23 protein-coding genes are annotated in these 24,881 nt (G+C 63.6%); 13 read left to right on the forward strand and 10 right to left on the reverse strand.

Going from position 1 to position 24,881, the window contains the following annotated elements:
• Nucleotides 1-7: 7 nt before the first annotated feature.
• A complete protein-coding gene (locus M728_RS04050; protein WP_026619144.1) occupies nt 8-2,308 on the forward strand; it encodes a Tex family protein in 2,301 nt (766 codons plus the stop codon).
• Nucleotides 2,309-2,553: 245 nt separating this feature from the next.
• Complete coding sequence (locus tag M728_RS04055) at nt 2,554-2,862, forward strand: hypothetical protein (RefSeq protein WP_026619145.1); 309 nt, start codon at nt 2,554-2,556, stop codon at nt 2,860-2,862.
• A gap of 99 nt (nt 2,863-2,961) precedes the next feature.
• Here M728_RS04055 and rkpK read toward each other — a convergent pair whose 3' ends face one another.
• From rkpK to M728_RS04070, 3 genes are all read right to left on the reverse strand, one after another.
• Nucleotides 2,962-4,275, reverse strand: coding sequence for a UDP-glucose 6-dehydrogenase (gene rkpK, locus M728_RS04060; RefSeq protein ID WP_026619146.1), 1,314 nt, complete (start codon nt 4,273-4,275; stop codon nt 2,962-2,964).
• Between the two features lie 141 nt (nt 4,276-4,416).
• Entirely contained in the window at nt 4,417-5,442 is a 1,026-nt protein-coding gene (locus tag M728_RS04065; RefSeq protein ID WP_026619147.1) for an NAD-dependent epimerase, read from the reverse strand.
• 69 nt (nt 5,443-5,511) lie between these two features.
• Nucleotides 5,512-5,844, reverse strand: a complete 333-nt coding sequence (locus tag M728_RS04070) for a helix-turn-helix transcriptional regulator (protein WP_026619148.1) — start codon at nt 5,842-5,844, stop codon at nt 5,512-5,514.
• A gap of 51 nt (nt 5,845-5,895) precedes the next feature.
• On the opposite strand from M728_RS04070, the gene M728_RS04075 reads away from it, so the two are divergent.
• Nucleotides 5,896-6,378, forward strand: coding sequence for an SRPBCC domain-containing protein (locus M728_RS04075; RefSeq protein WP_026619149.1), 483 nt, complete (start codon nt 5,896-5,898; stop codon nt 6,376-6,378).
• Between the two features lie 11 nt (nt 6,379-6,389).
• Entirely contained in the window at nt 6,390-6,752 is a 363-nt protein-coding gene (locus M728_RS04080; RefSeq protein WP_026619150.1) for a glyoxalase/bleomycin resistance/dioxygenase family protein, read from the forward strand.
• A 4-nt stretch (nt 6,753-6,756) separates the two neighbouring features.
• Here the strand turns inward: M728_RS04080 and M728_RS04085 are convergent, their stop codons facing one another.
• Nucleotides 6,757-7,491, reverse strand: coding sequence for a L,D-transpeptidase (locus M728_RS04085; RefSeq protein ID WP_026619151.1), 735 nt, complete (start codon nt 7,489-7,491; stop codon nt 6,757-6,759).
• Between the two features lie 192 nt (nt 7,492-7,683).
• Here M728_RS04085 and recO point away from each other — a divergent pair, with 192 nt between their 5' ends.
• The gene (gene recO, locus M728_RS04090; RefSeq protein WP_156943355.1) at nt 7,684-8,430 is read left to right on the forward strand and encodes a DNA repair protein RecO; all 747 of its coding nucleotides are present in this window, start codon (nt 7,684-7,686) and stop codon (nt 8,428-8,430) included.
• Nucleotides 8,431-8,492: 62 nt separating this feature from the next.
• Here the strand turns inward: recO and M728_RS04095 are convergent, their stop codons facing one another.
• Nucleotides 8,493-10,496 (reverse strand): PhoX family phosphatase, encoded by a 2,004-nt coding sequence (locus M728_RS04095; protein WP_026619153.1) that lies wholly within the window; start codon nt 10,494-10,496, stop codon nt 8,493-8,495.
• A 263-nt stretch (nt 10,497-10,759) separates the two neighbouring features.
• On the opposite strand from M728_RS04095, the gene M728_RS04100 reads away from it, so the two are divergent.
• The 8 genes from M728_RS04100 to M728_RS04135 all read left to right on the forward strand — a co-directional run bounded on the left by M728_RS04100 (nt 10,760) and on the right by M728_RS04135 (nt 21,038).
• Complete coding sequence (locus M728_RS04100) at nt 10,760-13,573, forward strand: DUF2339 domain-containing protein (protein WP_034883142.1); 2,814 nt, start codon at nt 10,760-10,762, stop codon at nt 13,571-13,573.
• Nucleotides 13,570-14,226 carry an HD domain-containing protein gene (locus M728_RS04105; protein ID WP_026619154.1) on the forward strand — a complete coding sequence of 219 codons (657 nt, stop codon included), beginning with the start codon at nt 13,570-13,572 and terminating at the stop codon, nt 14,224-14,226. The genes M728_RS04100 and M728_RS04105 overlap by 4 nt, the downstream gene beginning before the upstream one ends.
• A 79-nt stretch (nt 14,227-14,305) precedes the next feature.
• Entirely contained in the window at nt 14,306-15,157 is an 852-nt protein-coding gene (locus M728_RS04110) for an MOSC domain-containing protein (RefSeq protein WP_026619155.1), read from the forward strand.
• Nucleotides 15,158-15,268: 111 nt separating this feature from the next.
• Entirely contained in the window at nt 15,269-16,507 is a 1,239-nt protein-coding gene (locus tag M728_RS04115; RefSeq protein ID WP_026619156.1) for an MFS transporter, read from the forward strand.
• Nucleotides 16,508-16,671: 164 nt separating this feature from the next.
• Nucleotides 16,672-17,751: a quinolinate synthase NadA gene (nadA, locus tag M728_RS04120; RefSeq protein ID WP_026619157.1), complete on the forward strand. Its 1,080-nt coding sequence runs from the start codon at nt 16,672-16,674 to the stop codon at nt 17,749-17,751.
• Between the two features lie 118 nt (nt 17,752-17,869).
• Nucleotides 17,870-19,468 carry an L-aspartate oxidase gene (locus M728_RS04125; RefSeq protein ID WP_026619158.1) on the forward strand — a complete coding sequence of 533 codons (1,599 nt, stop codon included), beginning with the start codon at nt 17,870-17,872 and terminating at the stop codon, nt 19,466-19,468.
• A gap of 43 nt (nt 19,469-19,511) precedes the next feature.
• Entirely contained in the window at nt 19,512-20,414 is a 903-nt protein-coding gene (nadC, locus tag M728_RS04130; protein WP_026619159.1) for a carboxylating nicotinate-nucleotide diphosphorylase, read from the forward strand.
• 105 nt (nt 20,415-20,519) lie between these two features.
• Nucleotides 20,520-21,038 (forward strand): superoxide dismutase family protein, encoded by a 519-nt coding sequence (locus M728_RS04135; RefSeq protein WP_026619160.1) that lies wholly within the window; start codon nt 20,520-20,522, stop codon nt 21,036-21,038.
• Here the strand turns inward: M728_RS04135 and M728_RS04140 are convergent, their stop codons facing one another.
• The 5 genes from M728_RS04140 to M728_RS04160 form a co-directional block, all read right to left on the reverse strand.
• A complete protein-coding gene (locus tag M728_RS04140; protein ID WP_156943342.1) occupies nt 21,039-22,022 on the reverse strand; it encodes an NAD regulator in 984 nt (327 codons plus the stop codon).
• The gene (locus M728_RS04145) at nt 22,009-22,551 is read right to left on the reverse strand and encodes a tyrosine phosphatase family protein (protein ID WP_026619162.1); all 543 of its coding nucleotides are present in this window, start codon (nt 22,549-22,551) and stop codon (nt 22,009-22,011) included. The genes M728_RS04140 and M728_RS04145 overlap by 14 nt, the downstream gene beginning before the upstream one ends.
• A 2-nt stretch (nt 22,552-22,553) precedes the next feature.
• On the reverse strand, nt 22,554-23,162 hold the full coding sequence (locus tag M728_RS04150; protein ID WP_026619163.1) for a YfbR-like 5'-deoxynucleotidase: 609 nt from the start codon (nt 23,160-23,162) through the stop codon (nt 22,554-22,556).
• Complete coding sequence (locus M728_RS04155; RefSeq protein WP_026619164.1) at nt 23,159-24,007, reverse strand: folate-binding protein YgfZ; 849 nt, start codon at nt 24,005-24,007, stop codon at nt 23,159-23,161. Before M728_RS04155 ends, M728_RS04150 begins: the two co-directional genes overlap by 4 nt.
• A gap of 122 nt (nt 24,008-24,129) precedes the next feature.
• On the reverse strand, nt 24,130-24,879 hold the full coding sequence (locus M728_RS04160; RefSeq protein ID WP_026619165.1) for a hypothetical protein: 750 nt from the start codon (nt 24,877-24,879) through the stop codon (nt 24,130-24,132).
• Nucleotides 24,880-24,881: the final 2 nt, after the last annotated feature.

Consider the following 24,881-nt stretch of genomic DNA (forward strand, 5'->3'; position numbering starts at 1 on the left):
ACGCAAAATGACCGCAAAGCCCATTGCCTCCATCATAGCAAGCGAGATCAAGGCGACTGCCGCTCAAGTCGCCGCAGCTGTCGAATTGCTGGATGGAGGGGCGACCGTGCCGTTTATCGCCCGTTATCGTAAGGAGGTCACCGGTGGTCTCGATGACACGCAGTTGCGCGTTCTGTCGGAGCGGCTCACCTATTTGCGCGAGCTCGAGGCGCGTCGGGCGGCGATCGTCGATTCGATCCGCAGTCAGGGCAAGCTCACCGACGAGCTGGAAGCCAAGATCGCTGCCGCGGTTACCAAGGCAGAGCTCGAGGATATCTATCTGCCTTACAAGCCGAAGCGGCGCACCAAGGCGGAGATCGCCCGGGAGCGCGGTCTCGGTCCGCTGGCGGAGGCGATTCTGGCCGATCGCTCGATCGCACCGGCTGAACGGGCGACCGCCTTCCTGGCCGCCGAGGTGCCGGATGTGAAGGCCGCCCTAGACGGCGCGCGTGACATCATCGCCGAAGGCATGACCGAGAACGCCGATCTGCTTGGCCGTTTGCGGAACCATATGCGCGAAGCGGCCTTCCTGCGCGCCAAGGTGGTCGACGGCAAGCAGGAGGCGGGCGCGAAGTTCTCGGACTACTTCGACCATTCGGAGCGCTGGGCGGCGGTGCCGGGTCATCGCGCTCTCGCGATGTTGCGCGGCTGGAACGAAGAGGTCCTCTCCGTCGACATCGTCGTCGATCAGGAGGAGGCGTCTCCGGCGAAGCCGGTCGAGCGAATGATCGCCGCCGCCTACAACGTCGGCGTGCACCTGTCGGGCGACAAATGGCTGCTGGACGTCGTCGGCTGGACTTGGCGTGTCAAGCTTTCGCTGTCCCTCTCGCTGGATCTGATGCGGGAGCTGCGCGAGCGGGCGGAAGAGGAGGCCATTCGTGTCTTCGCGCGCAATCTCAAGGATCTTTTGCTCGCCGCACCCGCCGGCTCGCGCGCGACCATGGGCCTCGATCCGGGCATCCGCACGGGCGTCAAGGTCGCTGTGGTGGACGGCACCGGCAAGCTGCTCGACGCGACAACGGTCTATCCCTTCCCGCCGAAGAATGATCTGCGCGGCACTCAAGCCGAGCTCGCCTCGCTGATCCGCAAGCACAAGATTGAGCTGATCGCCATCGGCAACGGCACCGGCAGCCGTGAAACGGAGAAGCTCGTTGCCGACATGCTCGCTCAGATGCCGGCACCGAAACCCACGAAGGTGATCGTTTCCGAGGCGGGTGCGTCGGTCTATTCCGCTTCGGAAACCGCGGCCGCGGAATTCCCGGGTGTCGACGTATCGCTGCGCGGCGCCGTGTCGATCGCCCGGAGACTCCAGGATCCGCTTGCCGAACTCGTCAAGATCGAGCCGAAATCGATCGGTGTCGGCCAGTATCAGCACGATGTCGATCAGGCGAAGCTCAGCCGGTCTCTGGACGCGGTCGTCGAGGACGCCGTGAACGCCGTTGGCGTCGATCTCAACACCGCCTCCGCGCCGCTATTGGCGCGTGTTTCGGGTTTGGGAAAATCGTCTGCCGAGGCGATCGTCGCGCACCGCAATGCGACGGGCGCCTTTGCCAACCGCCAGGAGCTCTTGAAGGTGCCGCGCCTCGGCGCCCGGACCTTCGAACAATGCGCCGGCTTCCTGCGGATACCGAACGGTTCGGAGCCGCTCGATGCCTCGTCCGTGCACCCGGAAGCCTATGGGATCGCCAAGAAGATCGTCGCCGCATGCGGCCGGGACGTACGCGCGCTGATGGGTGACAGCGCCGCTCTCAAGAAGCTCGATCCGCGCGCCTTCGTCGACGAGCGTTTCGGCCTGCCGACGGTCAAGGACATCCTCGCCGAATTGGAAAAGCCGGGCCGCGATCCGCGACCGAGCTTCAAGACGGCAACCTTCGCCGAAGGTGTTGACGACATCAAGGACCTGAAGGTCGGCATGCAGCTCGAGGGGACGGTGACCAATGTCGCAGCCTTCGGCGCCTTCGTCGATATCGGCGTGCACCAGGACGGACTCATCCACGTGTCGCAACTGGCCGACCGTTTCGTCAAGGACCCGCATGAGGTCGTCAAAGCGGGCGACGTCGTCAGGGTGCGTGTCACCGAGGTCGACGTTGCGAGGAAACGCATAGGACTGACCATGCGCAAGGATGGCGGCGCGGATGCGGGGCGAGAGGCACGGGGGGCGGCGCCGAGCGGAGGCAACCGCGGCGCGTCCACGCGCCCGCAGAAGCCGCAGGCGCCGGCGGAGGGCGCGCTCGGCGCGGCGCTCTTGGCGGCGATGAAGAAAAAATGAGGGTGATCGTTGGAACGGCTCCGTGTTGCGGATCGTTACATCATCATCGATGCCCCCGGTGTGACGGCTTCAGGCTACGCTCTATATATTAGTTAATTGAAATATAGCCTGCTTTCCCTCATACTTCGCGAGTGGCGACAGCGGTTCGTCGCGAACAGGCGTCGACCAATGAATGCCGGACTACGGCGGAACAGGTCAGCGGAAATCCTCTTCCGCCGGGACATCCCGGCGAAAGGAGGTGCGTCATGGTACGCAATGTGGTCCGCGGCCTCGCTCTCGCCGCCCTGCTGGCGGTGACGGTCTATCCTGCTCCTGCAGATTCGCAAGCAGTGGCGAATTGCGCCGAGCGATCGCAGGTCGTCGAGTTTCTTGCCCGACAGTATTCCGAAAAACAGGCTGCCTTCGGGCTGATCAACCCGCAAGCAGTGATGGAACTTTATGCAGGCGATAACGGCAGCTGGACCTTGGTCGTGACCGACGTGTCCGGCCGAAGCTGCGTCATCCTGGCGGGAAAAAGCTGGGAGCAGGTGATCCCGGTCGGCCCGAAGGCTTAACCGCAGGTCTTCATCGGTCGCATCCCTAACGCCTACCATGCGTGGGGAGGGAGGCGCGGCCGACCCCCACCCCGCATCCGGCGCTGATTGCAAAAAAGGTCAGTCCGGCCTGCCGACGCTCGCATAGTGGAAGCCGTGCTTGGCGACTTCATCCTTGCGGTAGATATTGCGCAGGTCGACGAGCAGCGGAGTGTTCATGATGGACTTCAGCCGATCGAAATCCAGCGCGCGGAATTCGTTCCACTCGGTGATGATCACCAGTGCGTCGGCCTGTGCCGCTGCGTCATAGGGATCGGTCGCGTAGTCCATGCCCTCTATGAGGTTGCGGGCGTTTTCCATTCCTTCCGGATCATAACCGGTCACCTTGGCGCCGGCGTCCTGCAAGGCCTGGACGATCGCGATCGCCGGGCTGTCACGCATGTCGTCGGTATTCGGCTTGAAGGTGAGGCCGAGAACCGCGATCTTGGAGCCGCGTACCTCGCCACCCGCCGCGGCGATCACCTTGCGGCCCATCGCTCGCTTGCGGTTGTCGTTGACGGCGACCGTGGCCTCCACCAGCCGTACGGGACTGTCGTGATCCTGGGCGGTCTTGACCAGTGCCAGCGTGTCCTTGGGGAAGCATGAGCCGCCATAGCCCGGGCCGGCGTGCAGGAATTTTGCCCCGATGCGTCCGTCGAGTCCGATGCCGCGGGCGACATCCTGGACATTGGCGCCGACCTTCTCGCAGAGATCGGCCATCTCGTTGATGAAGGTGATCTTCATCGCCAGGAAGGCGTTACCGGCATATTTGATCAATTCCGAGGTGCGGCGTGTCGTGAAGACGAGGGGGGACTGGTTGAGATAAAGCGGACGATAGACCTCCGTCATCACGTCGCGTGCGCGCTGGTCATTGCCGTTGAGGCCGATGACGATCCGGTCCGGCCGTTTGAAATCCTCGATCGCAGCGCCTTCGCGCAAGAATTCCGGATTCGAGACGACGGCGAAGTCGGCATCCGGGTTGGTCTCGCGGATGATGCGCTCGACCTCGTCGCCGGTACCGACCGGAACCGTGGATTTGGTGACGATGACCGTGAAGCCCTGAAGATTGGCAGCGATGTCGCGTGCAGCGGCATAGACATAGGAGAGATCGGCGTGGCCGTCGCCGCGCCGCGACGGTGTACCGACGGCGATGAAGACCACATCGCTCGCCGCAACGGCAGTCTTGAGGTCGACGGTGAAATTCAGGCGGCCGGCGGCGACGTTGCTGGCGACGAGATGATCGAGGCCCGGTTCGAAGATCGGAATCTGTCCTTTCTTGAGCGCCGCGATCTTCCCTTCGTCCTTGTCGACGCAAACGACATCATGGCCGAAATCCGCAAAGCATACGCCGGAAACAAGGCCGACATAGCCGGCGCCGATCATCGTGATTTTCATCCGCTCTTTCCCTTTGATTGCGTGGTTTTTCTCGAGGATGTTCGGTTGGTGAAATGTATCGATTAAAAGGCGAAAATAGGATCAATCTACAGTTTTCTGCCCGCGTGGGCGCGATTTGCGCGCTGATCCCGCGGGACTACGTCAGCCTACTGTGTCTGTATTGCGGCTATATTCTTCATACCATTCCACGAAACGCGCAACCCCTTCTTCCACGGGAACGGAAGGTTTGAAACCGGTGAGTGCCTCGAGCAAGTCCGGCGATGCATAGGTTCGCGGGACGTCTCCCTGCTGCATCGGCAGCAGGTTGCGGATCGCCGGCCGCCCCATCGCCTTTTCGACCGTTTCGACGAATGTCATCAGCTCGACCGGCTGGCCGCCACCAATATTGACGACGCGGAATGGCGCGTGGCGGGACAGCGTATCGGCGGCCGTGCCCGCTGCCACCCGGTTCTCCTCCGATGGCGCGATGTGCGAGAGCTGGACAATGCCTTCGATGAGGTCGTCGATATAGGTGAAATCCCGGCTCATCTGGCCCTCGCCATAAATATCGATCGGCCGGCCATTGCGAATGGCATCGACAAACTTGAAGAGGGCCATGTCAGGCCTTCCCCAGGGGCCATACACGGTGAAGAAACGGAAGGCGGTGGTCGGCACCCTATAGAGGTGAGCGTAGCTATGTGCCATCACCTCCATCGATTTCTTGGTCGCCGCATAGAGCGTCATCGGCTCGTCGGCCCGGTCGGTTTCGGCAAAGGGGATCTTTTCGTTGGCGCCGTAGATCGATGAGGTGGAAGCCAGCATCAGATGCTTCGGCGCGATTTTCTTGGCCAGTTCGAGGATGTTCCACGACCCGACGAGGTTCGAGTCGACGTAGGCTTTCGGATTTTCAAGGCTGTAGCGGACACCCGCCTGGGCGGCGAGATGAATGATGATCTCCGGCTCGGCGAGTTCGGCCGCGCGATCGAGCGCGGCGCGGTCTTCGAGCATGGCCGTGACAGCTTTGAAGCCGTTTGAACGCTCGAGGACGGCGTGGCGACGTTGCTTGAGCCTCACGTCGTAGTAGGGCGTCATGCCGTCGAAACCGACCACAAAATGCCCCTCGTCGATCAGCCGCTTGGCGAGATGGAAGCCGATGAACCCTGCGGTGCCGGTAATGAGGTAGCGCACAACGATATCCCAAATTGCCCAACTGGATTGTTCATACGCAGAAAGGCCGACAATGGAAAGCCGAATCCGTTACTCCGATGGGTTGTCTAGTTGCCGTTGCAAGGCTGTCAGGACGGACATTGCATGGCCGGCATACTGGCTGATCCAGCGGTCGTGGATCGCCTGTATCGGCAGGGTGTTCAAATGGTTCCACCGCTCACGCCCGTCGCGCCGGACGAGAACGAGATCGGCCTCTTCCAGCACTTTCAGGTGCTGCATCACGGTGCAGCGGTCGAGGTTTTGAAAGCGCTCGCAGAGCATGCCTGTCGTCTGCGGCGACTCCTTCAGTGCGTCGAGCATCTGGCGGCGCAAGCCGTTGGCCAACGCCTTGAAAACCGCATCGTCTTTCGAATCGTTTGACATGTTATATTTTTATAACATATTATCGCCGGGTACAATCGTGAGGAGGACGTCATGGCTATCGAATTTCGTGTGAATGGGCGGATCGCCCGTCCCGTCGAAGAGGTCTTCGACGCGGTCGTGAATCCAGATCAGCTCAGTCGCTATTTCGTGACGCTCGGCGGCATCAGCGGTCCGCTGGTCGAGGGCGCCACCGTGACCTGGTGGGGCGAGGTTCCGGTAGAGGTGGAGGTGGTTGAGCCTAATGAGCGCATCGTCTTCCGCTGGGATGCCATGGTCGCAGAGGGCGAATCTCCCTATCGGACGCGGGTGGAGATGCGTTTCCAGTCGCTCGAAGATGGCGCTACCATGGTGACCATCGCGGAAAGCGGATGGCGGGAAAACGACCAGGGGCAGAAGGCATCATACTTCAATTGCGAGGGCTGGTCGCAGATGCTCGCCTGCATGAAGGCGTGGCTCGAATACGGCATCAACCTGCGCGACGGCTACTATGTCGCCGAGCTCTCCGGCAAGCCGGCGCTCGAGCCGCAAGTCTAGGAGGCCCCGTCATGTCAGTAGAGATCAAGGGCGGCATCAACATCGCCATGAAGGTGCCGAGCCATCAATATGATGCCGTGATCGCCTTCTACCGTGACGTCGTCGGGCTTCAGCCTTTCGACGAGAAGGAGCCGGCCAAGGGATTTATCCTGGGCCCCAATCGCCTCTGGATAGACGAAATGCCGCATTTCAGCCAGGCAGAGGTCTGGCTGGAACTGTTTACCGAAAACCATGAAAGGGCCCTCGACCATCTCACCGCGAACGGAACGGTGCGCTGCGATGCGGTTGAGGATCTAGGCGAGGGCTTTCGCGGTGGCTGGATCATGAACCCCGCCAACATCGTGCATCTCGTGCGCGAGCCGGATGCCTGGTAGGGCTTCAGAACGAAAGCGGTGCCCCGGCGGCCGCCGTCCCTATCGGAGCATCGGCCGGCGGCATCGCCGCACTCATCGGCGGTTCCGCCTGAATCACGACCACTCGGGTGCCTTCAGGCACACGGTTGTAGAGATCGATGATATCCGGATTGAACATCCGGATGCAGCCGCTCGAAACGGCTTGGCCGATGGACCAGGCCTCGGTCGTACCGTGAATGCGGAAAAGCGTGTCCTTGCCATCCTGGTAGAGATAGAGCGCGCGCGGGCCGAGCGGATTGGTCGGGCCCGGGTCCATGCCGCCGGCGAGCGGACCATAACGTTCCGGCTCGCGCGCGACCATGTCGGATGTCGGTATCCATCGGGGCCATACAGCTTTGCGACCGATGTGCGCCTCGCCGGCGAATTCCAGTCCCGCCTTGCCGACGCCGATCCCGTAGCGCAGCGCCATCCCGCCATTCTGCACGAGGTAAAGGTATTTGTTCGGCGTATCGATGACGATCGTGCCGGGAGGCTCATGGGTGACATAGGGCGCCTGCTGGCGCAAGAAGCGCGGATCGACCTTGCTGATGTCGGTCGCAGGCAGCGGGAACATCTCGTCCGGCATCGGTCCGTAAATCGTCGCATAGTAGTGATCCGGCCCCCGCGGTCGGGGCTGCTGCGCGGTGCTCGTCGCACAACCCGCCAGTGCGGCCAGAACAAGGAGGAGCGTGAGAGGCTGGGCGAGGCGGGACACACACATGCTCCAAACAATCCTGATGATTGCCAGCTGGAGATCAGCGGCAGGCTTCGACGGCAGGATAATGACAGAATTGTAGTGCGGCGAACATGCCGCGGAAAGGCGACGGTTCGTCAGGGGCCGCCCCCGATGAAGTCCCGTTGTGCGCGCCATCTTCGCTTGATCCGCTTTCCGCCGCGGGTGTATGCCTTTTTCATGCAATGGAGCGATCAGGCCATCATTCTCGGCATCCGGCGGCATGGCGAAAGCTCTGTCATAGCGGAAGTGATGACGTCCGGGCACGGGCGGCATCTCGGGCTGGTGCGTTCGGGCCGCTCGCGCGCAATGCAGCCGGTGCTGCAGCCGGGCAATTCGGTGGAGGTGACCTGGCGGGCGCGGCTCGACGAGCATCTCGGCGAATTTCGCGTAGAACCACTGCAATTGCGCGCCGCAAGGCTGATGGAGACGGCGACCTCGGTCTACGGGATTCAGGCGCTCGGCGCGCTTATGCGCCTTCTGCCAGAACGCGATCCGCACGCGCATCTTTACGAGGCGCTGGCCGTCATCGTCGATCATCTCCAGGACCCGGCGGACGCCGGCGAATTGTTCGTGCGCTTCGAGCTCGCGGTTTTGAACGATCTCGGCTTCGGCCTCGATCTTTCGGAATGCGCGGCGACGGGCAGGCATGACGAACTCGTCTATGTTTCGCCGAAATCCGGCCGCGCCGTCAGTCGTGAGGCCGGCGCGCCCTATGCCGAGCGCATGCTCGCCCTTCCGGCGTTTCTCTCCGGAGGGCACAAGGCGGCCGATCACGAAAGCCTCGCCGCCGCCTTCCACCTCACCGCATATTTCCTCAATCGCCATGTCTACGAACCGCGCGGCATCGATGCGTCGTCGGCCCGCGAGGGTTTCGTGCATGCGACATTGAAGGCGCTGAAGTCTGCTTCGCCCTCCGCGGCCTGAATAGGAAAGGCGCCGCGGGGCAAGCGCGGCGCCTCACAATCAAATCGAGCTCGTTTGGTCGTTTAACCGATCTTGCCGCCGCCCTGCTTGGTGACGGCGACGACGGCCGGGCGTACCGGCATGTCGTCGCGGAAGTCCGGCCAGCGCGTCGCCGGCTTTTCATAGGTGGCGAGGCCAGCATCGCCCGGATGCTGGACGGCGAGGAAGAAGGTGTCGCTGGTGGGGTTGAAGGTCGGACCGCACATTTCGGCGCCGACCGGCACCCGGAAGAACAGCTTCGATGTCCCGCGGGCTTCCCCTTCCGTATCGACTGCCCAGACGCCGTCGGTGCGGCCGGTCTCCTTCTCGCTGTTGCCGTCCGTCGAAACCCACAGGCGGCCGTCTGAGTCGATGGCGCAATTGTCCGGCATGCCGAACCAGCCGTTCTTCGTCGTTGCGGTCGAGAAGGAAGCACCGACATCGGCAACGCTTGGATCGCCGCACTTCAGGAGGACATCCCAGCGGGACTTCGTCGATGCGAAATCGCCGTCTGTTTCCGAGATCTCGATGATATGGCCAAAGGCGTTCTTGGCGCGCGGATTGGCAGCGTTGATCTCGTCTTCCTTGCGCTTCGTGTTGTTGGTCAGCATCACGTAGACCTTGCCGGTCTTCGGATTGGGCTGAATGTCTTCCGGCCGGTCCATCTTGGTCGCGCCGAGCGCATCGGCGGCAAGGCGAGTGTTGATCAGCACGTCGGCCTGCGACGCAAACCCGTTCTCGGCCGTGAGCGGGCCTTCGCCGTGGACGATCGGCATCCAGGTGACCGTGCCGTCCTCGTCGAATTTCGCCACGTAGAGCGTGCCGTCGTCGAAGAGATCCATATTCGCCGCGCGGTCGTTCGGGTTGTAGGTGCCTTTCGTCACGAACTTGTAGACATAGTCGTAGCGCTCGTCGTCGCCGCTATAGAGAACGACCCGGCCGTCCTTGTTGACGATCGACTCGCAGCCCTCGTGCTTGAAGCGTCCGACTGCGGTGCGCTTCTTCGGCACGGAAGTGGGATCGAGTGGATCGACCTCGACGACCCAGCCGAAGCGATTGGCTTCGTTCGGCTCCTTCGATACGTCGAACCGGTCGTAGAATTTCGACCATTCATACTGGCCGCCCGGTGCGCCGAGGCGCTTCAACTGCTTGAATTCCGGATGATCTTCGGCGAGCTCGCCGCCGAAATAGCCGTTGAAGTTTTCCTCGGCCATCATGTACGTGCCCCAGGCGGTGACGCCGCCGGCGCAATTGTTGATGGTGCCGAAGACCTTCTTGCCGGTCGGATCGGCCGAGGTCTTCACGCGGTCATGGCCGGCGACAGGACCGGAAAGCTGCATTTCGGTGTTGACCGTGATGCGGCGGTTGTACTTGCCGTCGAGGACCGGTTGCCATTTGCCGTCGACCTTGCGGATCTCGACGACGGTGCCGCCATGGGCGGCCATTTCGATGTCGACCAGTTCCTTCGTGTAGTCGCCGAGGACGACCTTGTCCTGCTCCTTGCCGTCCTCCGTCACCTTCTCGACGCGGGCGAAGTTCGGGAACATGATCTCGGCGTTGGTGTATTCGTGGTTGACGACGAGGAGGCCGTGGTCGGGATTGCCGTCGAGCGGGATGAAGCCGACATAGTCGTTGTTGTAGCCGAACTGGCGGTTCTGGGCTTCCGCCGTCTGCTTGAGTGGATCGAATTCCGGGCTGTCGGCGAAGATCTTGTCGCCCCAGCGGAACAGGATGTCGGCGTCGTAGCCTTCGGCGACATGGTGCGTCTCGTCGACGCCGGCTTCGACCTCCTTGAAGTCAAACCGCGAAGCGGCTTCGTTGGCCCGTGCTTCGTCGGCCGACAGCAGGGCGAGCGGGCTGACAGTGGTCGAGATGGCGGCAACCGCGAGCGAGCCGCCGATGAACGAGCGGCGCGAGAAGCGGCGGTTGATGATGTCGCCCATCGTCGGATTGGTGGAACAGTTCTGGCCGATGTCTTCCCGAGCTTCGCGCTCCTCTGTCAGCGTCTGGAATTCGGTTTCTTCAGTCAGGCCGAGATGCTTGTCCATGCTCTGGTTTCTCCTCGTTTAGCGATCGAAGCCGCCGCGTCGATGCGCGGCGCCCGTTCGTCGCTCTAGCAGCAAGCTCATGTCAGTTCTGCGACAGTTCAATGAAGAGATTGCGGCACCCGGCAGTCAAGCGATTTGCGGCTGTGGAAGGGACGCGCCGATGCGCGCAAGCCACGAATATCTCATGCAGTATTTTCCGCGCCCGTTTCGCGCTAACGTCGTCCGAATCGATCGCAAAACTGGTTGCGATGCTGGGGGAATCGATGTTTGAGGTCATTGCCCTTCTTGCCTTTGTAATGGCGCTCACCGCCTTTCTCCGTGGCCGGAACACCGCCGAACGGCTGGATGCGGAGATCGAGACCCTGAAGGCCGAGATTGCCCGGCTCGCTGAGCGAAGGGTGGCAGAGCCAGCACCGGACCTTGCATCGGCTGGACCGGAGGGGCGCACACCGGAGGAAGAACCGGCCGAGGGGCCGTGGTCGCAGGCACGGCAGGGTGCTCGGATTTCCAGCGACGAGGCGCCGAATCAGGAGGGGCTCGATCAGGCTGCGCGCGAAATGCCCGCTGCCCCGTCAGCAACCGGCGAGCCCAGGGTGGATCGGACCGAGAGTCTTGAAAGCCGCATCGGCGGGCGCTGGCCTGTCTGGGTCGGCGGGCTCGCGCTCGCGCTCGGCGGCTATTTCCTCGTGCAATATTCGATCGATGCGGGCCTCCTGAGCCCGGCCGTGCGCCTGACGCTTGCCGCGGGCTTCGGCCTCCTGCTCGGCGTCGCCGGCGAGGTGATCCGGCGCCGCGCCATGCCGACGAGCGCCGATCGGTTCCGCAATGCAATGATCCCAGGCGTGCTGACCGCGGCCGGCGCCGTCACGCTCTTTGGCGTCGTCTATGCGGCCCATGGCATCTACGGTTTTATTGGCACCGGTGCCGCCTTCGTGCTGTTGGCGCTGATCTCGCTGGCGACTGTCGGTCTCTCGCTGCTGCATGGCCAGGCGCTTGCCGGGCTCGGTCTTTTGGCGTCGCTTCTGACGCCGCTTTTCGTGTCGAGCGCAGAGCCGAGTCCCTGGGTGCTGTTCGGCTTCCTCGCGATCGCCTGGTTTGCGACGCTCGCCGCATCGCGTCTGCGCCGTTGGACGGTGGTGCCTACACTCGCCAATGCCGGTCTCGGCCTTTGGGGACTTGCTTATGTCGCCTTGGCCACGCCTTTCGAAGCGCCGCCGGTCGCCCTTGCGCTCCTGGTGATGATTGCCGGCGTCGGCCTCGTCTGGCCGGGCGGTGTGGAGCGGCCTGCGGCGGCGTCGCCGATACGGGAGCCGGACGCGGCGGCGGAGGGAGCGTGGGAAAGGCTCTTCAAGCCGCCTTATGCAGCGATCTCCCTATCTGCTGCGATCGTCGCCACTCTTCTCGCCCTTCTGTTCATCAGCCCGGCGGTTGACGCCGCGCATTTTCCCGTAACCGAGTTCGTGGTCGTGATCGCGGCCCTTGCCGCGGTAGGTGCCTTGCGGGCAACGGCCGTCTATGCGGCACTGCTCGCCACCCTCGGCGCCATCGCCGGCACTTGGAGCCTGACGGCGCTCAGCAACCTTCTGGCCTATCTCGACCCGTCCTTCGCAGCGCCATCGCCCGAGATCGTCGTTCCCGGCCGCACGGCCATGCTGACGGCGATGACATTGTCGGCGCTCTTCGTTGTCTTCGGGTCTTTCGTGCTCGCTCGGCGCCTTGCCGCTGATCGGCAATTCGCGATCCTCTGGGCCGGCATCGCCGCCGTTGTGGCGAATGCGCTGCTCGCCATGTCGTTCCTGATGACCGGCACCTTCGCCTTCGACCTGCCGCACGGGCTTGCCGCCTTCCTTGGTGGCCTGTTCCTTCTCGGCCTGGTGGAATGGCTCTATCGCCGGAGCGCCGAGACGGAAGATGCGGACACGGCTGCAGGGCTTCTGGTACTGGGGTCCTTCGGCCTCTTCGTCATCGGCCTACATGCCTGGACAGAGGGCCTAGTTACGACGCTCGGGATTGCGGTCCTCGGAGCGGGGTACACCTTCGCCACGCGTCTTCGCTCATGGCCCATCCTCCCCTGGGTGACGGTGGCCTCCGCCATCGTTGTCCTTGCACGGATTGCCTGGGAGCCGACGATCGTCGGTGCCGGCAGCCTTGGAACAACGCCGGTCTTCAACGCGCTCCTGCCGGGTTACGGCATTCCGGCGCTGCTGCTTGTCGCATGCGCTTATTTCCTGCGGATCTCCGAGGACGTCCGCGCGCGCAATCTGCTGCAGGCGCTCGCGAGCCTTTTCGTGTTGCTGACGCTTGCGATTCTGGTGCGGCACGCCATGAATGGCGGCGTGCTCGACAGTTCGGTGCCGACACTCGGTGAACAGGCGATCTACACGCTCCTCGCCATCGGCGCCTCCGGCATCTTCATGACGCTTGACGGAAGATCGCCGAGCCCGGTGTTCCGCTATGGCGGAATGGTGCTCGGCGTCCTCTCCATGCTCTCGGTGCTTTCCGCCCATCTCGTGGGTCTGAACCCCTATTTCAGCGGCGAACTGCTCGGAAGTGTCCCCTTCTTCGACCTGCTTTTTGTCGGTTACCTGCTCCCGGCCGTCGGCTATGCAGGCCTCGCCTGGTACGCGCGCGGCAGACGCCCTCTGCCCTATGTGACGGCGCTTGCCGTCAGCGGGGCGGTCCTTGCCTTTGCCTGGGCGACGTTAAGCGTCCGCCGCTTCTGGCAGGGCGAGAACGTCGCCGACTGGAAGGGCTTCCTCCAGGGCGAGACATACACCTATTCGGTGGTCTGGCTCGTACTTGGGGTCCTGCTGCTCGTCGCCGGCTCGCGCTCTAATACCAAGAGCATCCGCATCGCCTCCGCCGTGCTCGTCTTCATAGCCGTGCTCAAAGTCTTCCTGGTCGATATGTCCAATCTCGAAGGCGTCCTGCGGGCCCTCTCCTTTATCGGCCTCGGCGGCGTGCTGATCGGCATCGGCCTGTTCTACCAGAAGATCCTGTCGGGCAGCGGCGGAGGAGGCCCAGGCAACGCTCCGGCGGGCGAAACCGACACCGGCGAGAGAGCGCACCCGGCATGACGCAATTTCACGTCCTGGCAGAGGCCTTCACGCCTCACGACGATCTTGCCGCAATTCTTCTCCCGCACGCCTTTGCTGCCGACGACGGCTCCCACGATGCGGCGCATCTGATGCGCGTCTGGAAGAATGCTATGCGCATCCAGGCGGACGAGGGTGGAGACACCCGTCAGCTTGCCGCGGCCGTGCTGCTGCATGATTGCGTCTCGGTCGAGAAGAACTCGCCGCTGCGCGCGGGAGCGTCACGGCTTGCCGCCGAAAAGGCTTGGCAAGTCCTCGACGGTCTCGGCTGGCGCACGCTGGAAATTTCGGCCGTCGCGCATGCCATCCTGACCCACAGCTTTTCGGCCAACATCCCGCCCGAGACGCTGGAGGCGAAGATTCTGCAGGATGCGGACCGGCTCGACGCCATCGGCATGGTCGGCGCGGCGCGCTGCTTCTACATCGCTGGACGCATGGGCAGCGGCCTCTACGATCCGCTCGATCCGCTTGCCGACGACCGCCCGCTCGACGACAAGGCCTTCGCGATCGACCATTTCGAGACGAAGCTTTTCCGTCTGGCAGATGGTTTCCAGACAGCGGCCGGGCGGCGGCTGGCAATGGAGCGCCAGGCGCGATTGCGCAACGTGCTTGCCATGTTCCTCGACGAAATCTAATTCTGCCAACATGTTGCCGCCGCTCCATGACTCAGCGCGCGAGCGGCCTGAATCAGTTTCTGAACTCGGAAGATTTGCGATGAAAGTGGCCGGCCTCAACATCCACCCCTTGAAGAGCGGTCGCGCCGTGCCGCAAACGACCGTCGCGGTCAATCTCGACGGACTGGCCGGCGACCGGCGTTTCATGGTTGTCGAGCCCGATGGCCATTTCATCACGCAACGCGAGTTGCAGGCGCTGGCGCAGGTGGAAGCGCGGCAGATCGAGGGCGGCGTGCACCTGAGAATGAACAGCCGCGAACTCGCCGTTCGCTTCGACCCCTATCGCCGCCTCGACGTTCGCGTCTGGTCGAGCGACGTCGATGCCGCCGTCGCCGACGATGCAGTCAACGACACGCTGTCCGGCTGGTTGGCTCGGCCCGTCAAGCTCGTTCACATGGATGAAGAGGCCGAGCGCTTCGTCGGCGCCGAATGGGCAGGGGCGGCGGCCCCTGTCAGCTTCGCTGACGGCTTCCCGATCCTCATCACGACGACGGCCTCGCTTGCCGACCTCAACCGCACGCTGATCGAAAAGGGGCAAGAACCGGTCGGCATGGAGCGTTTCCGCACTAATATTCTGATAGATTGCGACGAGGCCTGGGCGGAAGACCTCTGGGAAAGCCTGGAGATCGCCGGCATCATCTTCGATCTCGTCAAGCCCTGCGCCCGGTGCATCATGACCACACAGGACCAGACGACCGGCGGACGCATCGGCGGCAATCCCATCCAGGCGCTTGCGGAAAAGCGCATGTCGGCGGACCGCCGGGTGCCGGGTGTGCTCTTCGGCTGGAATGCCGTGCCGCGGAGCGAGGGAACCTTGAGGCTCGGCGACGAGGTCAAGGTCGCCCGCCGGCGGAGCGAAGGCTGGCCGATGAAGCTGCGCCGCAGCAGTTGAGCGACATCGGGCTGCCGCATCAATTTCTGTGATCCCATCGTCAATTTAATTGGCTTTCCTCATTTTGTGCGCGCCGCCATATTATGGGCCCTCATCAACCGGAGCTTGCCCATGTCCGCTGTTTCTCCCGCCGCTATCCGCGCCGTCGAGCGCAGCAGCTTGCCCTGGCTCATCATCGTCGCCGGCTCCTTGATCGCCATGCTAACCTTCGGTCCGCGCTCGGCCATGGGGTTCTTTCAACTGCCGATGTTGGCGGAAAAAGGCTGGGATAGAACGACCTTCGGCCTCGCCATGGCGCTCCAGAACCTCTGCTGGGGACTCGGTCAGCCATTCTTCGGGGCGATCGCCGACAAGTTCGGGACTTGGCGCGTGCTCGCGCTCTCGGGCGTCGTCTATGCCTCGGGCCTTTTCATGATGGCCTTTGCCGATGCGCCGATCTGGCTGCATGTCGGCGGCGGCGTCCTCGTTGGTCTCGGCGTCGCCTCGGGGTCTTTCGGCATCGTGCTCTCCGCCTTCGCCCGCAATGTCGCGCCTGAGCAACGTTCGCTCGCCTTTGGCATAGGCACCGCTGCGGGATCGGCCGGCATGTTCCTGTTCGCGCCGCTGAGTCAGGGGCTTATTTCCGCCTATGGCTGGTCCGACAGTCTCGTCTATCTCGGTCTGTTGATGCTATTGGTCCCGCTCGTTGCTGTCCCGCTCAGGGGCAATGCAGCCTCCGGGCGCCAGTCGGAGGCGCTCTACAAGCAGACAATCGGCGAGGCTCTCAAGGAAGCGTTCGGCCATCGGAGCTATCTGTTGCTTGTCTCCGGCTTCTTTGTGTGCGGCTACCAAGTCGCGTTCATCACGGCGCATTTCCCGGCCTATATCGGCGACATCGGCATCGATGCGCGCTATGCGGTGATCGCGCTGGCCCTTATCGGCTTCTTCAACATCATCGGTTCGCTGTCGGCCGGCTTCATCGGCCAGCGCTATTCGAAGCCCTATTTCCTCGCGCTGATCTATATTGCCCGCTCGGTCGCAGTCACCGCTTTCCTGTTGCTGCCGCAATCTCCGACTTCGGTCATCGTCTTCGCGATCGTCATGGGGCTCTTGTGGCTCTCGACCGTGCCGCCGACGAACGCTCTGGTGGCGATCATGTTCGGGACGCGACACCTCGGCTTGCTCGGCGGCATCGTCTTCCTGTCGCACCAGATCGGCTCGTTCCTGGGTGTGTGGATGGGCGGTTATCTCTACGATCAGTTCGGATCCTACGATCCGGTCTGGTGGGTGGGCGTGGCGCTCGGCCTCTTCGCTGCCATCGTCCATTGGCCGATCGAGGAGCGGGGCGTCGCGCGTCCGGCCATGGCGTAAATCAAATCCGATGCGCCCGGGATTTCTCGGGCGCATCTTCCTTGAAATCTGTCACAAAACTTTCTAAATCAGTCGCGGCGGCTCAGCCGCTTTTGTTTTGACGCAATTATGCTCAATGTGAGCATAATTGGCGGTTGCCGGAGACGGCAAGAGAGGAGAGCCCGATGACAACACTCGACCTTCGCGCGGATGCAGCGTCTGCCCCGACGTTCGTAAGCGCTGCGGCGCGCTTCGGCGTCATCGAGAAACCGGACCTCGCCTTTACAGCGGCGATCGCCCGCGAGACCGAGCATCTCTACGAGAAGGTCAAGGACTTCATTCCGGCGATCGAGTGGCCCGCCTATGCGCCCTACGTGCACGCGATCAACCGGCTGAAGAAAGAGCGCAACGCCGTCATTCTGGCACACAACTACCAGACGCCGGATATCTTCCACTGCGTCGCCGATATTGTCGGGGATTCCCTGCAGCTTGCGCGTGATGCCACCAAGGTCGATGCCGAAATCATCGTCCAGTGCGGTGTGCACTTCATGGCCGAAACGTCGAAGCTGCTCAATCCGGAAAAGACCGTGCTGATCCCGGACGTCAAGGCCGGCTGCTCGCTTTCGGAATCGATCACCGGCGCCGATGTGCGGCTGCTGAAGCAGCGCTATCCCGGCGTGCCGGTCGTCACCTACGTCAATACCTCGGCAGAGGTGAAGGCGGAGACCGATATCTGCTGCACCTCGTCCAACGTGCTTGCCGTCGTCGAAAGCTTCGAATCCGATACGGTGCTCTGCATTCCGGACGAATATCTGGCGATGAACGTCGCGCGCCAGACGAACAAGAAGATCCTGACCTGGAAGGGGCACTGCGAGGTCCACGAGCGCTTCACGGCGGGCGAACTCCTGGCCTACAAGGAGGCCAATCCCGGTATCGAGATTATCGGCCACCCGGAATGCCATCCGGACGTGATCGCCGTCTGCGACTTCTCCGGCTCCACCTCTGGCATGATCAACTACGTCAAGGACAAGCGGCCTGAGCGGGTGCTGCTCGTGACCGAATGCTCGATGGCGTCGAACATCCAGGCGGAAGTCAAAGGCGTCGACTTCGTCAAGCCCTGCAATCTCTGTCCGCACATGAAGCGCATCACGCTGCCGAAGATCCTCGACAGTCTGCTCAACATGACGGAGGAGGTTCTGGTCGATCCCGCGATCGCCGACCGCGCGCGCCTCGCTGTCGAGCGCATGGTCAACCTCAAGCAGTAATTCAAAGCGGGATGAGGAAAAGTGTGCGCGGTTTTCCGCCCGCATCCCGCTCCAACCTTTGACGCAGCCGGGCACATGGCCCGGCGCAGTAGTAGGCCGTTGGAGGAGTAACCGAGCCATGCTGACCGACCATTTTCGCCCGCAGTCCTTCAATGGGATCGACGACATCGTCATCGTCGGCGGCGGGCTTGCCGGACTTTTCTGCGCATTGAAGCTCGCGCCGCGTCCCGTCACCATCCTCGCTGCCGCGCCGATCGGCCACGGCGCTTCCTCGGCCTGGGCGCAAGGTGGCATTGCTGCGGCGATGAGCACCGGCGACACCTTCGAGAAACACGTCGCCGATACGGTCGCCGCCGGTGCCGGCATCGTCGACGAGAAGATGACGCGGATGATGGTCGCCGAAGGACCTGCCCGCATCCACGACCTGCTCGAATATGGCGTGCCCTTCGACCGCGATCTCGAGGGCAAGCTCCTGCTTTCGCGCGAGGCCGCGCATTCCGAGCGGCGCATCGTCCGCGTCAAGGGCGACATGGCCGGCAAGGCGATCATGGAAGCGTTGATCGCCGCCGTGCGGCGCACACCGTCGATCCGCGTGCTCGAAGGCTATGTCGTCGAGGAACTGGTGCGCGAAGGACGGTTCATTTCCGGCGTCGTCGCAAGGCCGGATGCTGGTCAGTCGAAGAGCCGCGTTTCCTTCCCGGCGCGCGCCGTCGTCCTCTGCTCGGGCGGCGTGGGGCATCTCTATGCCGTCACCACCAATCCGTGGGAAGCCTGCGGCCAGGGCGTCGGCATGGCGGCGCGGGCTGGCGCTATCATCGCCGATCCCGAATTCGTCCAGTTCCATCCGACCGCAATCAATATCGGCAAGGACCCGGCACCGCTCGCGACCGAGGCGCTGCGCGGCGACGGCGCGATCCTCATCAACTCCAAGGGCCATCGATTCATGCTCGACATCCACCCCGATGGCGAGCTGGCGCCGCGCGACGTCGTCTCGCGGGGTGTCTTCGCCGAGGTCAAGGCCGGACGCGGCGCCTTCCTCGATTGCACCAAGGCGGTAGGCAAGCATTTCCCCGAAATGTTCCCGACCGTCTATGCCTCCTGCATGGCTGCCCGGATCGACCCGGTGACGCAGCCGATTCCCGTCGCTCCGGCGGTGCACTACCACATGGGCGGGGTGCTGACGGATGGAGAGGGGCGGACCTCGATCGACGGTCTCTGGGCGGCCGGCGAGGTGACCTCGACCGGGGTTCACGGCGCCAATCGCCTGGCCTCGAATTCGCTGCTCGAGGCGGTGGTCTTCGCGGCGCGTATCGCGGAAAACATCAAGGGCACCCTGCCGGCGCCGAAGCTCGCCCATTGGGGCGACGATGCCGGCGAGAGCGACGATCTGGTGACGGTCGAGGATAGCCCGCCCTTCAAGGTGTTGCGCCGTCTGATGAGCGAATGCGTCGGCGTCGTGCGCACGCGCGGGAGCCTGACGCGGGCGATCCGCGAGATCGCCGATCTGGAGCGCGCCAACAACCGATTGCGCTTTGCCAATATCGTCACCACGGCCAAGCTCATCGCGGTCGCCGCGCTGCAGCGCACGGAAAGCCGTGGTGGCCATTTCCGCGCCGATTGCCCGACCGATCGGCCGGAATGGCAACGCAGGACCTATCTGACGCTCGCTCAGGCCGAGCGCCTCGCAGCAGACGTGGCCGAGACAGAGCCGGCATGACGTCGGCAACCCGCAAGATGACCTCAATCGCGAGAACAACGCCATGACCTCTGCCCTTCGTCCGGAATTGCCCACCCTCATGGTGGAAGAGCAGGTGAAAGCCGCGCTCCTGGAGGATTTGGGTCGAGCTGGCGACATCACCACGCTTTCCACCATCGGGCCGGACATGACGGCGACGGCGCATATGAGTGTGCGCGAAGCGGGCGCGATCGCCGGCCTGGACCTGGCGCGCACAGCGTTCCGCCTCGTCGATCCTTCGATCCGTTTCGAGGCGCTCGCCGCCGACGGCGACCGCGTGAGGCCCGGCACGACGATTGCCCGAATCTCGGGCCGTGCCCGCGGCGTGCTTTCGGCGGAACGGGTGGCGCTCAACTTTCTCATGCATCTTTCGGGGATCGCGACCTATACGGCGAAGTTCGCCGACGAGATCGCCCATACCGCGGCAAAGGTGTGCTGCACGCGCAAGACCATCCCCGGCCTGCGCGCCCTCGAGAAATACGCCGTTCGGCTCGGCGGCGGCTCCAACCATCGCTACGGCCTCGACGACGCGGTGCTGATCAAGGACAATCACATTGCCGTTTGCGGCGGTGTCGCGGGCGCGATCCGCGCCGCGCGCGGCTATTGCGGCCACCTTGTCAAGGTCGAGGTCGAAGTCGACGGGCTCGCGCAGTTGCGCGAGGCGTTGGCGGCTACGCCGCACGTCGTCCTGCTCGACAATATGGGGCCGGACCTGCTGCGCGAAGCCGTGGCAATCAATGCCGCGCATTGGGGATTGAGCGCTGCCTCCTATGCCGGCGATGAGCGTCGAACGCGGCTGGAAGCGTCCGGCAATGTGAGGATCGAGACGATCCGCGCGATAGCCGAAAGTGGCGTCGACTTCATCTCGACGTCGAAGATCACCATGGCGGCGCCAACCCTCGACATCGGCCTTGACGTGTCGATTTAGTCAGGCTCTCCGGTTACAATGCAACTCTGCCGCGTTCGCGCGGAACGACCCCGGCAGCCGCGCGTTGTCCCCCATCAGCCCGGGAGTGATGAGGAAGGATCTCCGATGATGAGAATGATGATCGCGATTGCCTATGCGGCGGGAATGGCGGCCGCCGCCTCGGCGCAACAATCCTCCCAAACGGCCACTGCCGAGTTCGTGGGCAAGGACGGCAAGGACACCGGAAGGGCGACTTTGACGGCCGGCGGCAAGGGCGTGCTGATCGAGATGGAGGTGAGCGGCCTACCCAAGGATACCTGGGTTGCCTTCCACGCTCATGAAAACGGGCGCTGCGATGCGGCAGGAGGCTTCGAATCGGCCGGCAACCATTTCGTCGGAGAGGACGAAAACGCGGAGCATGGCTTCCTCGCGGCAAACGGTCCTCATATAGGGGACATGCCGAACCAATATGTCGGGGCTGATGGCATCCTGCGCGCGCAGGTCTTCAACAGCTTCGTATCGCTCGACGACAAGGGAAACGCCCTCCGCGGGCGTGCCCTGGTGATACACGCGCATTCCGACGACAATCGCAGCCAGCCGGCCGGCGATGCCGGCGATCGCCTGGCCTGCGCCGTTGTCCAATAGTTATCGCCCTCCAACCTTGAGGCCGGGGGCAGGGCGTTCGTCGAGAATCTGACGGCGAAAGCGGAAGAGCGCTGCCGGCCGGCCACCCGTGGAGGCGAGCGTCACGCCGGTCGGCTCCACCAGTTCCGCCCCTTCGACCAGCCGACGGAAGTTCTGCTTGTGCAGGTGCCTGCCGGAGATCGCTTCGACGGTCGCCTGCAGGTCGGTAAGGGTGAATTCGGGAGGCATCAATTCGAAGACGACGGGCCTGTATTTGATCTTGCCGCGCAGCCGGGCAACGGCGGTCGCGGCGATGCGGCGGTGGTCGTGCCGCATCGCCAGCCCCAGCGCCGGGTTCTCGGGATTGCGGCGATGGCCGTCGATCACCGCTTCGCGCACGAGTCCCGCTTCGTAAAGCAGTTCGTAGCGCTCCAGCACGCGCTCCTCGTCCCAGGGAAAATCGTCGAGACCGAAGGCGAGGCGCACCCGCGAACGGCGCTGCACGGTCGAAGCGGACTTCTCCTCGCCCGATAGCTCTACCTCCCATCGACCAAGCGCCGGCAGGATCGTCTGGTCGAGGATGGCGGGGCGGCCCTGCCGCCAGTCTTCCCACGGCAGGTAGCCGTACCAGTCCCGCCAGTGGGCGCCGGCCTCGGCGAGCCGCTCGTTGTTCTCGGCGTCGGTGCGTGTCAGCGCCAGATAGCCGACCGAGACCATGTGCTTGCCTTCTTCCCCAGGCAGATGCTGGCGGCCGCGGTCGCCGAACGTATAAAGCTGCTCGATGTAGCCGAGCTTGAGCGCGGTTTGCTTTTCGACATGGGCGCGAAGGTTCGCCTCAAAGGTGCGGTGATGGGCCGGATCGAAGGGTCCAAAGGGCAGACTATCGCGCGAGTCTCCATCCGCTTCGCTGACGGCGAGGATACGCGGACTTCGGTTTACGACGGCGACGACGACCGCGTTGAGCCCGATCTCGACGGTGATCGGCCGCTCTTCAACGACCGACATCAGACGCCTTCTCCGGACGGAGCGGCAGGGCGAAGGGCGCATTGCCGTCGGCATCGGCGCCGCGGCCGATCGAGCGCACGGCGGCGGCAAGGCGTCCGTTGCGAGAGAGCGCCCGATCGCCGATCTCCACGAGCCGCGCATTCGGCGTTGCGAAAGGCGAAGCAAGCCGTAAGCGCCTCGCCAGATACTCATCGTCCTGGTCCGGCTCGACGGCGAGGGCGGCGATCAGCGCCGCGGCGGGCGAGCGGGAAACGCCCATCCAGCAATGGATGAGCAGTGGCCGCCCGCGGTCCCAGTTGCGGGCAAAGTCGATGATGCGTTCGACGTGCTCTTCCTGCGGCGCGACGAGATCGCCGGTGCCGGCAAAGCTGATATCGTTGACACCAATCGTCAGATGCTTCGTCTGGTCGATCACGGCGGGACGGTGAAAATCCTGACCTTTTGCCACGAGGCTCAGCATTTCGCGGCAGCCGTGGCGAACGGCCATTTCAGCGATGCGCGCGAGCGGCGAGACGACGATCACCGCCACGGTCAGGCCTCCTGCCGTGCCCTGCTGCGCTCGGCTTCCAGCGCGCTGAAGCGCGCCGCGAAGAGGCGCTGCGCCTCGACTGCGGGCAGGGGATCGATCAACAGGGCCTCGCGGGTGATACCACGCGGCTGGCCGAAGAACTTACGAGCCTCCTCCGCCGAGAATCCGGCGAGTTCCGTGGCCTCGAAATAGGCCGCAACTCGGTCGGCCTTCTTGATCCGCTCCTTGAGCTCTTTGGGCGTGTGCGGCGGCAGTCCGAAGCGCAGGTGCACGGCGCTCTCGAGCCGCTTTTCCACACTCTTGTAGCCGCCGCCGACGACCGCCTTGAAAGGGGAGATCATATCGCCGATGACATATTCCGGCGCATCGTGGAGCAGGGCCATCAGGCAGTCCTCGGCATTGCAGCGGTTGGTACGGCGGAAAATGTCCTCGACGACAAGGCTGTGCTGGGCCACCGAAAACGCGTGGTCGCCCGAGGTCTGACCGTTCCAGCGCGCCACGCGGGCGAGCCCATGGGCGATGTCGGAAAGCTCGACATCGAGCGGCGAGGGATCGAGAAGATCGAGCCGCCGGCCGGAAAGCATGCGCTGCCAGGCGCGCGCATTCATCATGCGCTCGCCTCGTCGGCCTCGCTCGGAAAGCCGAGGCCCGTCCATGCGGGCAGCGTTAGCGTAACCGGCACATCGCCCGCAAGTATAGGGTCTGCCCGCGCGATCGCCTCGCCGGCCTTATCGATGCGCACGATCGCAAGGCCGGATTTGTCTTGAACGGTGCCGAGCGAACCGATCAACCGCCCGTTGACGGAAATATTCGCGCCTGTCGGCGGCAGCGGTGCGTCGCCCGTAACGACGACGACCCTGCGCCGTGCCGTACCGCGGTGCTGCATGCGGGAGATGACTTCTTGGCCGACATAGCAGCCCTTACGGAAGGAAAGGCCGCCGTTGATATCCATCAGCACGTCATGTGGAAAGGCGTCCTGCAGGGCATAGTCGTGGCCTGCCTCCACTATTCCCGCTGCGATGCGCAACCGGTCGAGATCGGCAACGCTTGCGTCCGGGGCAGCCGCCTCGCGGTAAAGGCGGAAGACGGCCAAGCCCGCTTTTTCGAAGCGATAGTCGCGATAGCTCTCGGCAGGGCGGTCCTCCTCGAAGACGACCGTCACCGATGCCGGCGACTGCAGCGAGAGCTCCACGGCAGAGCGCAACTTGTACATCGTCAAACGCTTCAAGAGCGGCTCCGCCTGGTCGCCCGTCGTCTCCAGCCGCAACGCCTCGCCGTCTCGGGAAATCAGGAAATCGAAGAGGATCTTGCCCTGCGGCGTAAGCAGCGCGCCAGGTTTGACTTCGTCCTCAGCCAGCGCGCCGATATCCGTCGTGATCAGGCCTTGGAGAAGAGGCTCAGCGTCCTTTCCGGAAATGCGGATGATCGCGCGGTCGTCGAGACAAACCCTGGGCATATGTCGAATCCTACTGTCTTTCCCGAAGAGGTAGGATGTCCGCCGATGATCGGCAAGCGCACCGATCGATTCTCACGAGGCGAGAGGGAGAATATGGGCGAGACCGCTCAATCATTCCGGCTCTAGTCGCCGGCGACGAAGAATTTCCAACGGCCGTCCGGTGTGATGCCGACGCGATAGAAATTGTAGCTGCCGAATTCCTCCATGCCGGCGAAGTCTCCGGCAGTCACCAAGCGGAATAGGTCCACCTTCTCCGGTGGGGTCAGCGACGAGAGTGGCTTCTCGGCAAAGTAGGGCCAGACATAGACCTCGTCGGGCGTGCCCTTGTCCGCGAGCACGAAGCCTGTCGAAAGCACGTCGAGGAGGATCGCGAGGATCTCGATGCCCTCCTGGTCGCCGGAAAGCCCTTTAAGCGTCGCGATGGGGTCGTCGTCGCCCGTTCCGGTCACCTGGGTCTGGGTCGGGCCCTTGCCCAGCAAAGGCCGCAGCCGTTCGATATCGCCGGAAGCGGCTGCCTCGACGATCAGTTCGCGCATGCGGGCGACGGATTCCGGAATCTTGGAAACGTCGGTCAGCACTTCGACGGGTTCGACCACCTCGGGCGCGGCGATTTGATCGTCCTTGGTGCCGACCGCCGCCCTGTCGACCAGCGGGTCGGGCATCGGAATTTCGAGCGGAGACTCTTCTTCCGGCGCGGCTTCGTCGGGCGCTTCGGCCGGCGCCGCATTTTGACCGCCGGCAACGGGCGCGCCCTGGAGCTCGCTGAGTGCCAGCGCGGGCACGGCCGTGATCGGTGCGCAGACGGCCACGCTCGCCAGCAGCAACGTAACAAGGCCAACCGGGAAGGCCCGGTTTGCAAGGTTCCGGCTCATGG

It is taken from the genome of Ensifer sp. WSM1721, assembly GCF_000513895.2.
Lineage (GTDB): Bacteria > Pseudomonadota > Alphaproteobacteria > Rhizobiales > Rhizobiaceae > Sinorhizobium.